The 12,269-nt window shown below is 71.5% G+C and carries 12 protein-coding genes; 7 read left to right on the top strand and 5 right to left on the bottom strand.

Annotated elements, in window-relative coordinates; translation table 11 throughout:
* The first annotated feature begins 99 nt into the window (after positions 1–99).
* Both Q5425_RS15135 and Q5425_RS15130 read left to right on the top strand, forming a co-directional pair.
* Positions 100–888, top strand: a complete 789-nt coding sequence (locus Q5425_RS15135; protein WP_308672835.1) for an SDR family oxidoreductase — start codon at positions 100–102, stop codon at positions 886–888.
* Between the two features lies 1 nt (position 889).
* On the top strand, positions 890–1,855 hold the full coding sequence (locus Q5425_RS15130; RefSeq protein ID WP_308672834.1) for an aldo/keto reductase: 966 nt from the start codon (positions 890–892) through the stop codon (positions 1,853–1,855).
* Here the strand turns inward: Q5425_RS15130 and Q5425_RS15125 are convergent.
* Together Q5425_RS15125 and Q5425_RS15120 are read right to left on the bottom strand one after the other, a co-directional pair.
* Entirely contained in the window at positions 1,852–4,461 is a 2,610-nt protein-coding gene (locus tag Q5425_RS15125; protein ID WP_308672833.1) for a CHAT domain-containing protein, read from the bottom strand. The two genes, Q5425_RS15130 and Q5425_RS15125, sit on opposite strands and share 4 nt — an antisense overlap.
* A gap of 92 nt (positions 4,462–4,553) precedes the next feature.
* Positions 4,554–4,745, bottom strand: a complete 192-nt coding sequence (locus tag Q5425_RS15120; protein WP_308672832.1) for a hypothetical protein — start codon at positions 4,743–4,745, stop codon at positions 4,554–4,556.
* 513 nt (positions 4,746–5,258) lie between these two features.
* On the opposite strand from Q5425_RS15120, the gene Q5425_RS15115 reads away from it, so the two are divergent.
* The 4 genes from Q5425_RS15115 to Q5425_RS15100 all read left to right on the top strand — a co-directional run bounded on the left by Q5425_RS15115 (position 5,259) and on the right by Q5425_RS15100 (position 9,163).
* Positions 5,259–6,398 carry a serine hydrolase domain-containing protein gene (locus Q5425_RS15115; protein WP_308672831.1) on the top strand — a complete coding sequence of 380 codons (1,140 nt, stop codon included), beginning with the start codon at positions 5,259–5,261 and terminating at the stop codon, positions 6,396–6,398.
* A gap of 235 nt (positions 6,399–6,633) precedes the next feature.
* Complete coding sequence (locus tag Q5425_RS15110; RefSeq protein ID WP_308672830.1) at positions 6,634–6,999, top strand: VOC family protein; 366 nt, start codon at positions 6,634–6,636, stop codon at positions 6,997–6,999.
* 76 nt (positions 7,000–7,075) lie between these two features.
* Entirely contained in the window at positions 7,076–8,746 is a 1,671-nt protein-coding gene (locus Q5425_RS15105) for a hypothetical protein (protein ID WP_308672829.1), read from the top strand.
* A gap of 15 nt (positions 8,747–8,761) precedes the next feature.
* The gene (locus Q5425_RS15100; protein ID WP_308672828.1) at positions 8,762–9,163 is read left to right on the top strand and encodes an NUDIX hydrolase; all 402 of its coding nucleotides are present in this window, start codon (positions 8,762–8,764) and stop codon (positions 9,161–9,163) included.
* A 210-nt stretch (positions 9,164–9,373) separates the two neighbouring features.
* Here Q5425_RS15100 and Q5425_RS15095 read toward each other — a convergent pair whose 3' ends face one another.
* The 3 genes from Q5425_RS15095 to Q5425_RS15085 all read right to left on the bottom strand — a co-directional run bounded on the left by Q5425_RS15095 (position 9,374) and on the right by Q5425_RS15085 (position 11,144).
* The gene (locus Q5425_RS15095; RefSeq protein ID WP_308672884.1) at positions 9,374–10,111 is read right to left on the bottom strand and encodes a dihydrofolate reductase family protein; all 738 of its coding nucleotides are present in this window, start codon (positions 10,109–10,111) and stop codon (positions 9,374–9,376) included.
* Positions 10,108–10,731, bottom strand: a complete 624-nt coding sequence (locus tag Q5425_RS15090) for a dihydropteroate synthase (RefSeq protein WP_308672827.1) — start codon at positions 10,729–10,731, stop codon at positions 10,108–10,110. Before Q5425_RS15090 ends, Q5425_RS15095 begins: the two co-directional genes overlap by 4 nt.
* A gap of 113 nt (positions 10,732–10,844) precedes the next feature.
* On the bottom strand, positions 10,845–11,144 hold the full coding sequence (locus tag Q5425_RS15085) for a hypothetical protein (RefSeq protein ID WP_308672826.1): 300 nt from the start codon (positions 11,142–11,144) through the stop codon (positions 10,845–10,847).
* Positions 11,145–11,356: 212 nt separating this feature from the next.
* Here Q5425_RS15085 and Q5425_RS15080 point away from each other — a divergent pair, with 212 nt between their 5' ends.
* Positions 11,357–12,265 carry a hypothetical protein gene (locus Q5425_RS15080; RefSeq protein ID WP_308672825.1) on the top strand — a complete coding sequence of 303 codons (909 nt, stop codon included), beginning with the start codon at positions 11,357–11,359 and terminating at the stop codon, positions 12,263–12,265.
* Positions 12,266–12,269: the final 4 nt, after the last annotated feature.

Here is a 12,269-nt window from a genome sequence, read left to right as displayed (position 1 = left end):
ATCATGGCTCTGACCAGCACTTTTATCATCCACGTCGCAACCGGGAAATACATTTCCCGCACGCACGTGACAATGGGAATCTGAAATATTGGAGCTTGCGTGGAACTGACTGGACGCGTGGTCGCGCTGACCGGCGCGGCACACGGAATCGGGGCCGCGATGGCCCGCCGCTTCGCCGCGGAGGGGGCGGCCGGGGTGGTCGTGTCCGACGTGGACGCCGCGGGCGCCACCCGGGTGGCGGACGAGATCACCGCCGCGGGCGGCCGGGCCGTCGCGGTGGCCGCCGACGCGACGTCCAAAAAGGACCTCAAGGGCCTGGTCGCGACGGCCCGCGCCGAGTTCGGCCCGGTCGACGTGTTCTGCGCCAACGCGGGCGCGGCGTTCGGCACCGGCGTGCACGCGGCCGACGAACAGTGGCAGAAGTCGTGGGAGATCAACGTCATGCAGCACGTCCACGCCGCGCAGGCCGTGCTGCCCACGATGCTGGCCCGCGGCGAGGGCTACCTGCTGATCACCGCGTCGGGCGCCGGCCTGCTCGGCATCCCCGGCGACGCGCCGTACTCGGTCACCAAGCACGCGGCCGTCGGGCTCGCCGAATGGCTGGCGATCACCTACCGGCCACGCGGGGTGCGGGTCAGCGCGCTGTGCCCGCTCGGCGTCCGGACGGCGCTGCTCGAACCCGGCATCGCCGCCGGCCACCCGGCCGCGCTGGCCATCGCCGCGGCGGCCCCGCTGCTCGACCCCGAAGACGTCGCCGAAGCGGTCGTTCGCGGGCTCGGCAACGAAGAATTCCTGATCCTGCCGCACGAATCGGTGCGGGAGTCCTTCGCCCGCAAGGCGGGCGCGGTCGACGCGTGGATCGACGAGATGGCTGTCCAAGGAGGCTGAAGTGGAGTACCGCAGGGTCGGCACGAGCGGGCTCGCCGTCAGCGAGCTCGCCTACGGCAACTGGCTGACGCACAGCTCGCCCGGCTGCGTCGCCGCGGCGCTGGACGCCGGCGTCACGACGTTCCACACCGCGGCGGCCTGGGACGGCGGCGCGGCGGAGACCGCTTTCGGAGCGGCCTTCGCCGGTGTGCGCCGCGATGACCTGGTGCTGTGCACCGGCGTGTTCTGGCCGGAAGGCCCCGGACCGAACGACGCGGGTCTGAGCCGCAAGCGCGTGATCGCGTCGCTGGAAGGCTCGCTGCGCCGGCTGCGCACCGACTACGTCGACGTCTACCAGCTGCTGCGCTTCGACTACCGGACGCCCGTCGCGGAGACGTTCCTCGCGCTCTCGGACCTGGTGCGGCAGGGCAAGGTCCGGTACGTCGGCACGTCGGAGTGGACGGCCGAGCAGCTGCTGCAGGCCCACGAGGCCGCTTCGCGGTACGACGTGCCGCTGATCGCCAACCAGCCGCACTACTCGATGCTGTGGCGGGTGCCCGAGGCCCAGGTGATGCCGGTGGGCGCGCGGATGGGCGTCGGGCAGTTCGCTTCGGTACCGCTCGCCCAGGGCGTGCTGACCGGCAAGTACCACGACGGCCGGATTCCGGCGGGCTCCCGGGCGGCCGAGCAGCCGCACGCCCGGCCGTTGCTCATGCCGGAACTGCTGGAGCGGGTGGAGCTGCTGCGCGGCGTCGCGGACGACGCCGGCCTCACGATGGCCCAGCTCGCGCTGGCCTGGACGTTGCAGCACGAGACGGTCGCGTCGACGGTGACCGGGGCGAGCACACCGGAGCAGGTCACCGAGAACGCCAAAGCCACCGGCGTCCGGCTCGATTTCGACGTGCTGACCCGGATCGACCAGCTGCTCGGCAGTTTTGTCCAGACCGACCCGCGGCTGGTGTGGTCACCGCCCGCGCAGCTGCCCTAACCGGCGCCGAGGCAGACGAACGGGCGGCGGAACGGGTCGACGGCGATCGCGTCGGCCAGCGCCAGCGCCGGGCTTTCCCGGACGGCCAGCGCGCGGTAGTAGTCGTCCATCGCGGCCGCCGAGGCGAGGTCGCCGACACGCGACAGCGGCGCGATCACCGTCCGGGAACCGCTGGCCAGCAGGGCGCTGGCGAAGCCGAGCGCCTCGTCGCCCGGCCGGATCCGGTTCATCGCGAGTTCGCACGCGGCGAACACCACCTGCCGCGGCGGCTGCCGCAGCCCGGCCATCTCGTGGCCGAAGAGAGCACCGTCGGCGAGTTCGAGCCGGGAGAACAGGGCGTTCTCCGGCTCGTGGGCACCGTGCGCGGCGAAGTGCGCGAGCTTCGCGCCGTCCATCGCGCGCAGCACGGACTTCACGGTGGCCTTGGCGCCGGTCATCGTCGTCGCGGTGCGGTAGTGCGTGGTCAGCTTCTCGAGCTCACCACGGGCGCCGGCCAGCCCGGGCCCGCGGACCAGCACGATCCTGCGGGCGCGCGAGGACTTCGTCAGCTCGGCGGCGAGCCAGGCGGTCGCCGACGGCGCGACGACGGTCGGCCGCCCCCGCAAGCCCGGCAGCACGCCCCACGGCACGGCGTAGAGCGGCCCGGTCGGCACGATGACCAGCTCGCGGTCGCCGATGAGGCCGGCCAAGGGCTGGATGAGCTGGACGTCGAGCTTGTCGGCCTGCTTGCGCGCCGAAGCCATGACAACCTCGGCGAGCCGCTCGGGCAGGTTGTCCGGCGCGAGGGCGTCGAGGTCGACGTTCAGCACGCGCGCCGACTCGGCGGCGGCACCGGCGGACCCGAGCCGCACGAGCCGGCACTCACCCCCGGCGACGACGACGGCGACGAGCTCGTCCCCGGAAGCGGCGAAGCTGACCAAGGCCCGCTCACCGAGCCGCGCGACGACCTCGCCGAGCCCCGCAACGGGCCGCGGCCGGCCCCACCGCCCGGTGTGCCAGCCGAGCCGCTGGGCCTCCCGCAGCCGTTCGTTGTACTTCGCCCGCAGGCCGGCGATGGGGTGCCCGTCGTGCTGGGCCTCCTGGATGGCCTGCCCGAGCCCCCGCACCTCGGCCACGCGCGCGGCGAGCGCGGGATCGGTCCCGGCGGAGAGCGGTTCGTAGCGGTAGGTCTGGGCGCGGGTCCGTTCGAGCCAGACGAACAGCCGCCGGGCATCGTGGCGGTCGAGCACGAGCTTGACGGCGAGATCGGCGAGCTCCTGGCCGTGCAGGGCGGTCCCGGAGACGAGGTCCAGCCCACCCATCCGATCCCGGACGGCGTCCAGCTCGGTGAGCCCGGACCGGATCTCGGTGAGCGCCCTGGCCCGGTCCCCCCGGGCCACGGCGAGCTCGGCCCGGCAAAGCCGGCGCAGCATCCGGTAGTCGATGGGGGTGAGCTGCCCGGGGCGAGGCACCTTCCGGAGGGTTTCGGCGGCGCGCTTGAGGTTCCCGCGGCGGATGTCCAGCCGCACGGCGAGCATGCGGGCGGTGGCGGCCTGTTCGGTCAGGCGGGGCAGCTGCATCTTCTCCGCGGTGCGCAAGGCCCGGGTGGGCAACGCAACCGGTACTTCACCCGACCGCAGGGCGTCCCGGGTATCGGCGTGCAGCCCGATGATCGTGGCGTTGGCCACGCAGGTCCGGCAACCGACCCGCAGCATGCGGCGGCGGGCCGAGTCCGCCATCTGGCGCGCGGGCTCGAGGTCATCGGCCAGCAGCGCGGCGGACGCGCGGTACAGCTCGGCCCGCGCGAGCTCCTTGCTGATGCTCTGCTCCTCGATGAGGACGGGAAGCACGTCATCGAGGTGCGAGGCGGCTTCGTCGGCCAAGCCGGCCGCCAGCAGCGCCTCGGCCTGCTCGAACCGCAGAGCGGCGGGCACGTCCATCTCCAGCGCCCGGTAGGTGCGTTCGGCCTCGTCGTAGAACCGGAGAGCTTCCGGCACATCCCGGACGCGCAGGGCGAGCATGCCCATCGTCCGCCGGACGTCGGCGGCCACCGACCGGAGTTCGTACTTTTCCGCGAGCTCGAGCGCGCGGGCGAGATCGTCGTGCGCTGCGGTGACGTTGCCGAGCCGCACCTGCACCCACGCCCTCGACGAAAGAGTCTGCACGAAGCCGCCCATGCGAGACTCCGGCTCCGGGCCGTGGGCCAGCCGGTACTCCTGGTGCTCCACCGAGATGTCGAAGGACACCAAGCTGTCTTCGTTGCGGCCGACGCTCATCAGCCTCGCCGCGTAGTTGTAGTTCAAGGAGCCGTTGAGTTCGGCCTGCAGCATCGGATCGGGCACGTCCTCGATCAGCCGCCGCACCTCGTTCAACCCGGCCAAGCCGGCCTCGAGGTCGCCGCTGATCTCCGACGACATCGCCGTGAGGGTGCTCGCCAGGCGGATCCGGGTGACCAGCCAGTCGGTGCGCTGCCGCTCGGTCGACGGCCGGACGGTTTCGAGCAGGCTCTTCCCGCGCTTGAGCAGCCGGACACCTTCTCGATAACGCCCGAGGCAGGATGCGTCCGTAGCAGCCTTCTGCAGCGCACGGACCCTCTCGATGACGGAGACCGGGTCCAGGTTTGTCACAGGCACTCTCCTATGACATCACAGCGAGTCGCATAAGGAAGCCCGCCTGCCAGGCGAAGATCGGCAGGCGGGCGGTCACGAATCGGTCAAGGTCAGGGCTTGACCACCTGGTAGCACGGCGTGCCGCAGTCCGGCGTCGCGATCGGGCCGGCCTTCGGCTTCTCCGGAACGTGGTCGATGTGCACCCAGCCGTGCTCGTCCGGCACCGGGTGCGGGACAACGGGGCCGGCCTGAACGATCGGCTCCGGAACTTCCTCCGGCTTGACATCCGTGGGCGTCGACATGGTCGATCTCCTCTCCCCTGGGGATCTTCATGGGGACGCTGCCGTAACGGTGAGTCCCCCCGTCGCGAGGCCCTCTCCCCGCGAACGGCCCAATGGTTTCACATCGGAGCAATGATCGGGAGAGTTTTAGCTACAGAAAGTCAGTCCCAACCGCGTGAGCAGGGTTGATGTCTCTCTCGGAACGTCCTAAAGAGTGAAGTCTGTAACGACGTCCACTACAGACGTGCATTCTGCACCTGCGACACCGCCTGCCGGACTGCGTGTCGCTCCGGCCACGGTACGTGACGACGGTCCGGATCGCAGTGTCCTGTGTGGACCGGGCCGGGAGGCGTCGGGTGATGCGGACTGCGACGCCTTCGACGGTGCGTCCGCCGTGCACGATCGTCGTGCCGCGGCCGGCCCGCGGGGTTCCCTGCTTCGGACTCCGGGAAGCGGCGGCACGCTACCGGAATACCTCGGCAAGGCGTCGGTTGCACCCTGGCACCAGGCGCTGAAACCACTGAGGGAGCTGCCATGTCGTCCGAGCACATCCGGGGAACCGTCGCCGAGGGGTTCGAGTCCGTCCGGGAGGAGTTCGCCGCCGTCGCGGGCGAGGAAGGCGGTGACTACGCCGCTCAGCTCGTCGCGCACGTCGACGGCGAGCGCGTCGTCGACCTGTGGACCGGCCCCGCCATCACCGGCGACTCGCTGACCGGCGTGTTCTCCTCCACCAAGGGGGCCGCGCACCTGGTGGTCGCGCTGCTCGTCCAGGACGGCGTGCTCGACCTCGACCAGCGAGTCGCCCACTGCTGGCCGGAGTTCGGCGCCGCGGGCAAGGACGGGATCACCCTGCGGGACCTGCTCGCGCACCGCGCCGGCGTCGTCGGCGCGGACGACGGGTTCACGGGCGAAGAGCTCGCCGACGATCGCGTCATCGCCGAACGGCTCGCCCCGCAGCGGCCGTACTGGCGGCCCGGCACCGGGTTCGGCTACCACGCGCTGGTGATCGGGGCGCTGACCGGCGAGGTCGTCCGGCGCGTCACCGGCCGCAGCATCCAGGAGCACTACGAGGAGCGCGTCCGGAAGCCGTTCGGCTTGGACTTCTACCTGGGGCTGCCGGAGGAGCTGGAGCCGCGGTTCCTCACCACGCAGCCGATGCTGCCGACGCCGGAGCAGCTGGCGGAGCTGGAGGCGAACGCGACCGGGCCGGACAGCATCACCGGGATCGCGTTCAACCGCAACCACCCGAAGGCGCCCGAGCTCTGGGAGCTGCCGAACATCAAGCTGTTCCGGCAGCTGAGCCCGGCGTCGGTGGGCGGCGTCGCGTCGGCGCGGGGGCTGGCCGGCATGTACGCGGCGGCGATCAGCGGGCCGGAGCCGCTCCTGCGTCCGGAGACCGCGGCGGAGTTCGCGCAGATCCACTCGATCGGTGACGACCTCGCCACGCGCAACCACAACGCGTTCGGCCTGGGCTTCGCGATCGTGTCGGACGACTACCCGGTGCTGGGCCAAGGCGCGTTCGGCCACAGCGGCGCGGCCGGTTCCCAGGCCTTCGCCGACCCGCGCAGCGGCCTCGCGTACGGCTACAACCGCCGCCGGTTCGCCTTCCCGGGTGGCGCGGCCCCGGAGAACGCCCGCCTGATCCACACCCTCCACGCGGCGGTGACGGCCTAGCCGAATGATGCGTAAGTCCGGGTGGTGACCGGAGACGGACGCAGGGCGTTCACCTCCGAGGCTCGCTGGTTGCGGTTCCTGCCCGGCCAGTCCGGCTACAGCCGTCGCCTGCGTGCCGCAGTGCCGCTGGTCAAGCGCGTGACGCGCCGGCCGGCCGCGGACACCGACGCCGGTCGCCTGCTTCGACGCGAGCACACCGCGGTAGGAAGCCCGCCCCGCGGGTACCAGTCCGATCATGAAGCTGACCTCCACCGTGCTCGGCACGCCGGAACCCCGTGCGCTCGCCGAGTTCTACTCGAAGCTCCTCGGCTGGCCGATCCGCACCGACGAACCGGAGTGGGTGACCTTGCGTCCGGACGACGGCAGCGCGGGACTGTCGTTCCAGCTGGAGACCGGGCACGTCCCGCCGGTGTGGCCGCCGGCCGACGGCGCGCAGCAGATGCAGCTGCACCTCGACATCGAGGTCGGCGACCTCCAGGAGGCGACGGCGGCGGCGACCGCGGCGGGCGCGGTCGTCGCCGAGTTCCAGCCGCAGGACGACGTCCGCGTCTGCTTCGACCCGGCCGGGCACCCGTTCTGCCTGTGGACCCGCTCGGGGTGACGCCCCGCGTTCGAACGGTCACAGGATCCGCTATGTTCGGCGGAAGTCCTGTTCCCGGCGAACGGAGTTGAGTCCTGTGGGGGTGCACCGGATCTGGCACCACGGACTGGTCCCCACCGAGGGAAAACGCCCCCTGGACGCGTTGCGCAGCAGGCTGATCAGCCGCCAGCGGCAGCACGACGACTACACGGGGACCGACCTCGGCTCGTCCGACGACGGCGGTTCGCGCCGGTGCGACCTCAAATTCGCCTACGCGGACGGCGAAGGCCGCTACTCCGTTCAGGTATTGCTTTCGCTTTGCTACCGCGCCGGCGAAGACCGGGTGACGTGGCTGCTGGCCGCAGCGTGCACGCGGCCGTGGCGCAGCTGCCACGAAGCACCGGCGCAACGGATCGGGCTGGAGGAACTGGGCGCCAGCGGCAGCGACGAAATCCCGATCGAAACGCCGGTGCTGGCGATGCGCGGCTGGTCGCGCAAGGAGTGCGACCACCTCGCCGACCTCCTGGGCGAGGCGCTGGTGGCGCCGTGGCGGTCTTCCGCCGTGCTGGTGCTCACCGAGCCGCCGACGGTGCCGGTCGAGGGCTGGCCCGGGCTGGTCAACGTCTTCGACGTCGACGACCGTTTCCGCCACACCCTCAACCGGCACCTTCCGCTCGGGTGCGCGGTGCCGCAGGGCGCGCGGCTGTACGTGGCGCCGTGCGACCAGCTCCCGGATTTTGTCGAAACCGCGAGCCCGGTGTCCGGCGAGGCGCTCCAAGGGGCCATCACGCGGCTCATCCAGGCACGCGGCCGGACGCCCCTGCCCGAGGAGTGGGCGGACGTGCCGAGCGTGCGAGCCTGGTACGAAGCCGATCCGTTCGCTTCGCCGGAGCGCGAGCCCGACGCCGAGCTGCTCGAGAAACTCGGCCGCGCGGAGCGGGAGCTGGCCGAGGCGCGGGGCGTGATCACGATCCTGCGGAAGAAGGCCAAGGCCCACGCCGAGGAACGGGATCGGCACGCCTGCGAGGTGAAGACGCTCCGCCGCCGCCTCGAGGAAGCGTGCGCGACGGACGTCGCCTGCCTGCGCGAGCAGCTCGCGCAGCTGCAGGCGGAGGTGGACGACTACGCGCGGGCGTTCGAGGAGACGGAGGCCGAGCGCGACGAGCTCAGGCGCGTCAACGGGCTGCTGGCGGGCCGGCTCGCCCGCCACCACGACGCCGACGACGAGGTCGCCGCCGCCGAGCGGCCGCCGGAGGAATTCCCCAGTTTCGCCGAGCTGATCGGCGCCGCGACGGCCTCGCTCAAACACCTCGCCATCACGGCCGAACCGGCGCCGGCCGCGATCCTCGACCACCACCCCAAGGCCGCCGCCTGGCGCCGCAAGGCGTGGGACGCGCTCCGCACCCTCGACGCCTACGCGGGTGCCCGGACGTCCTTGCTGGATGCGGGCCAGGACCCGGGCCCCGAGCTGTCGGACGTGCTCGCGTTCGCCCGCACCGGACAGCCGGGTTCGCTCATCAGCGCGAACATCATCGCCCTGGCCGAGTCCGACACGGTGACCACGAACGAGCGGCTCCGACAGGCCCGCACGTTCCGCGTCGATCCCCGGACCAACCCGGCGGGCCGCGACTACTTCGGTGCCCACATCGCCTTGGAGCGCTTCAAATCGCCCGCCCCGCGCCTGCACTTCCTCGACGACACCGACCGCACGGGCACGGTGTACGTCGGGTACCTGGGCGCCCACCTGCCGACGTCGAAGACCAACTGAGCGAGAATCGCGCGCATGACCGAGCTCGCGCACAAGCACCTGGCCTACTGCTGGATCGCCCGCGGCGACCGGGTGCTGTTCCTCCGCCGCGGGCCGGGGGTGTTCCTCGCGGGCCGCTGGGAACTGCCCGGCGGAACGGCCGAGCCAGGCGAGCGCTTCGAAGACACAGCGGCGCGCGAAGCGGCGGAGGAGACCGGGTTGACGGTCCGCGTGACGGGTGAGCTGGCGCGCGACGCGTGGCCGGACGTCGCGGGACGCGCCCTGCGCATCCACGCTTTCGTTTACACGGTGGAAGAAGAGGGAGCCGGCGAGGTTGTGCTCAACCCCGAGGAGCACGACGACTTCGCTTGGCTGACGCGGGCCCAGGCCCGGGACCTGGCGCTGCCGGACCACTTCCGGCGGCTGCTCGATCGATAGGGTTTTTCCTTGGCGCAGCACCGGTTCGGGGTGCTGCGGCGGTCTTCGGGTCGTGGTCATGTCTCCGACGGTACCCGAACAGAGGTTCGAACATCATCGCTGAACCGGGTGAACTCCGAAATGGCGCCGAGCAGAGGTTTCCCTTGTGCCACAACGGAAAACGGGCCAGGGTGCCCCCGAATTCCACACTACCGGAAGGGACCGACAAAACTAGCGACGCGCGAGGTACCGCAGCAGCACACTGGCACCATCGGTGAGCACCGAAGCCAGCTCCAGCTCGGCCGGGTCGACCGCCGCACCGAAGGAAGCCCGGCCGGACGTTCCCGCCACCAAGAACGGCGCCACCGTCAACCGGAACTCGTCGACCGCTCCCGCCTCGATCAACGAACCGAACAGCCTCGGCCCGCCCTCGCAATCGATGCGGCCCAAGCCTTCCGCCACCAGCGTCGACACCACCCGCTCGGCCGGCACCTCCGCCTCGCCGACGACGAACACCCGGGCGCCGTTCGACGCCCATGCTTCGCGCAACGCCGAAGGCGCCGCCGAGCACGTGAAGACCATCGTCGGGACCGCCGCCTTCGTGATCACCGGGGCGTCCGGTGGCAGGGACCGGCCCGTCGTCACCACCGCCACCGGCGCGATCGGGGCCAGGCCGAACCGGCGGCGGCGGTCGGCCGTTCGCGCGTCGGGGCGCATTCCCTCGAAACCCTCCGCCATGGCCGTTCCCGCGCCCACCAGCACCACGTCGGCCAGGTCGTTGCCCAGCCGGTAGACGATCCGGTCGGCCGGGGTCGACAAGCCGCCCGACCGGCCCTCCACCGTGATCGCGCCGTCCGTGCTCGACACGAAGTTCACCGCCAGCCAGCGGGGGTCCGCCGGGTAGCGGTAGAGCTGCTCGAGGTCGGCGTCGGTCAGGTCGCGCGGGGACGGCCAGACCTGGCTGATCACTCCCACCGGACCGCCTTCGCCGGCGGGCGCGTGCCCGCGATGCTTGCCGCCATCTCCGCCACGTGCCGCACTTCGCGCACGTGCCTCGTGCGGATGATCGCCACTCCGGCCGACGCCGCGAGCGCCGCCCGGGCCAGCCCGGCGGGCGTTCCGTCCCCGGCCACCTCCACCAGCACGGGAAAGCCTTCCGCCGGCACGGGAACGCCTTCCGGCAGCGCGGTCCGCAGCACACCGACGTCCAAGACGGTGCCCGAAACAGGCAAACCGGCGTCGGCAGGCACCGAAGAAGCGGCATAACCGGCACCGAACCGGGCCGCGACGCCGGCGAGGTCGGCGCGCGCGATGATCAGATCGGCGCCCGCTTCGCAGCAGGCAGCGGCGACCGACGGGTCCGCGGTGTCGATTCCGACGAAGAGGCCGGGAAAAGTCTCACGTGCCCACTCGACCAGGGGCTCGGCGCCGGCTCCGGCGAAACTCACGAGATCGGCGCCGTCGGCGACGGCGGCGCGGACGGCGTCCCGGACCGCCGCGGGCTCCGGGAGCACCTCGATCGCGGCCAGCACCAGCGCGCGGTCACTGCTCAACCGGCGGCCCCGGAAAACGAGGTCGGGGGTCTTCATCGCACTCTCCCTGCTGGACGTCCTCGCGATCATAAGCGAGAGCCGGCGGGTGAGCATTCTTCGCCGTCAGGTGGCGGGGCAACGTCGCCGGGCCACCCGACCATGACGGAGCGTCAGGAGGCAATGGCCTCGTTGATCGCCAGCAGCTCCCGAGCGGTGCGCGTGGCGGTGAACTCGATGACGTCGTAGCGAGCGAGCCGCCGGACCACGAACGGATCGCTCGCGAGCACGGCGTCGAGCTTGCCGCGCAGCACCGGGCGGGTCAGTATCACCTGATCGGCCGCGCCGTTGCCCTTTCCGGAAACGAGGAAGAGTCCCTTCGTGAATTGTTTGCGAACCCACTCCGAATGGTCGGGCAGTGCGTAGTCGACTTCTGTTTCGGGCGCCGTATAGGTCAACAGTGCGATGTACATGTTCGCAGAGTAGAACGCTGGCGCCGCCACCGCATCCGCCTGGCGAGTGGCACCGGGCACCCTTTCCGTTAATATTCCGTCAAGAACATCGGAATTCCTTTACCAGCGCTTTTTCCACATATCAGCCGATTACCGTACGCCCGTCGTCGTACGTCGTGGTGTCGCCGCCGGGCCGACGCGCCGGCCCCCGTTGCGAGACGACACTCCGGGACATGAACGCACTGACCCGGATCCGGTACGACGGCAGACCGGCCGAGCGGATCGCCTACGCCGTCGGCGCGGCACTGTTCCTGAGCGGTGTCGTGCACGCGCTCGTGCTCGTCGCCACCGGCGGCTCGTGGCTGGGCCCGCTGTCGATGCGCAAGGCCGTCACGTTCGGCCTGTCCTTCGGGCTGACGCTGGCGTCGGTCGCCTGGGCGACGTCCTTCCTCACCATGCGCCCGCGGCTGCGCGGTGTCCTGCTCGGCGCGTTCACCTGGGCGAGCGTGACCGAGGTCGTACTGGTCAGCATGCAGGCGTGGCGAGGCGTCCCGTCGCACTTCAACTTCGGGACGCCGTTCGACAACGTCGTTTCGATGACGCTCGCCGCGGGCGGCGGGGTGCTCGTCCTGACCGTCGTCGGCTTCACGGCCACCGCGCTCGTCGAGCCCGGCCCGGACGCGCCGAGCCTGCGCCTGGCCGTCCGCGCCGGCCTGGTCGTGCTGGTGGCCGCCCTGGCCACCGGGGCGGTGATGATCGGACGCGGGGTCGTCGCGGCCCGCGGCGGCGATCCGCAGCTCGCCTACACGACCGCCGGTGCCCTCAAGCCGCTGCACGCGGTCGCCATGCACGCCATCCTCGTGCTGCCCGCGCTCGCCTGGATCCTGCGCTTCACCCCCCACCCCGAGCCACACCGGCTGCGCATCGTGAAGACCGCCGTCGCCGCCGATGCCCTGCTCACCGCCGTGATCGGCGTCGAGTCCTTCACCGGCATCGACCCGCTGGCCGCACCGCTGCCGCTCATGGTGCTGTCCGCGCTGGCCGCCGCCGTGCTGGCGGGCACCGGGATCCACGCGCTGTCCGGCATTGAACCGGCTGCCCGATTCGCACGTGTCCTCAACGGGAAGGCAAGGGGCCGGTAAAGCG

It is taken from the genome of Amycolatopsis sp. A133 (genome assembly GCF_031082405.1).
In the GTDB taxonomy this organism is placed as follows: domain Bacteria; phylum Actinomycetota; class Actinomycetes; order Mycobacteriales; family Pseudonocardiaceae; genus Amycolatopsis.
The sequence above is the reverse complement of the archived record's forward strand: the minus strand, read 5'-3'. Positions and strand labels throughout refer to the sequence as shown.

Bases quoted from the DNA above. Each gene is read 5' to 3' on its own strand.
- Q5425_RS15120 (WP_308672832.1), bottom strand. From the start codon at position 4,745: ATGTCGACGCCCACGGATGTCAAGCCGGAGGAAGTTCCGGAGCCGATC.
- Q5425_RS15115 (WP_308672831.1), top strand. From the start codon at position 5,259: ATGTCGTCCGAGCACATCCGGGGAACCGTCGCCGAGGGGTTCGAGTCC.
- Q5425_RS15110 (WP_308672830.1), top strand. From the start codon at position 6,634: ATGAAGCTGACCTCCACCGTGCTCGGCACGCCGGAACCCCGTGCGCTC.
- Q5425_RS15100 (WP_308672828.1), top strand. From the start codon at position 8,762: ATGACCGAGCTCGCGCACAAGCACCTGGCCTACTGCTGGATCGCCCGC.
- Q5425_RS15090 (WP_308672827.1), bottom strand. From the start codon at position 10,731: ATGAAGACCCCCGACCTCGTTTTCCGGGGCCGCCGGTTGAGCAGTGAC.
- Q5425_RS15085 (WP_308672826.1), bottom strand. From the start codon at position 11,144: ATGTACATCGCACTGTTGACCTATACGGCGCCCGAAACAGAAGTCGAC.
- Q5425_RS15080 (WP_308672825.1), top strand. From the start codon at position 11,357: ATGAACGCACTGACCCGGATCCGGTACGACGGCAGACCGGCCGAGCGG.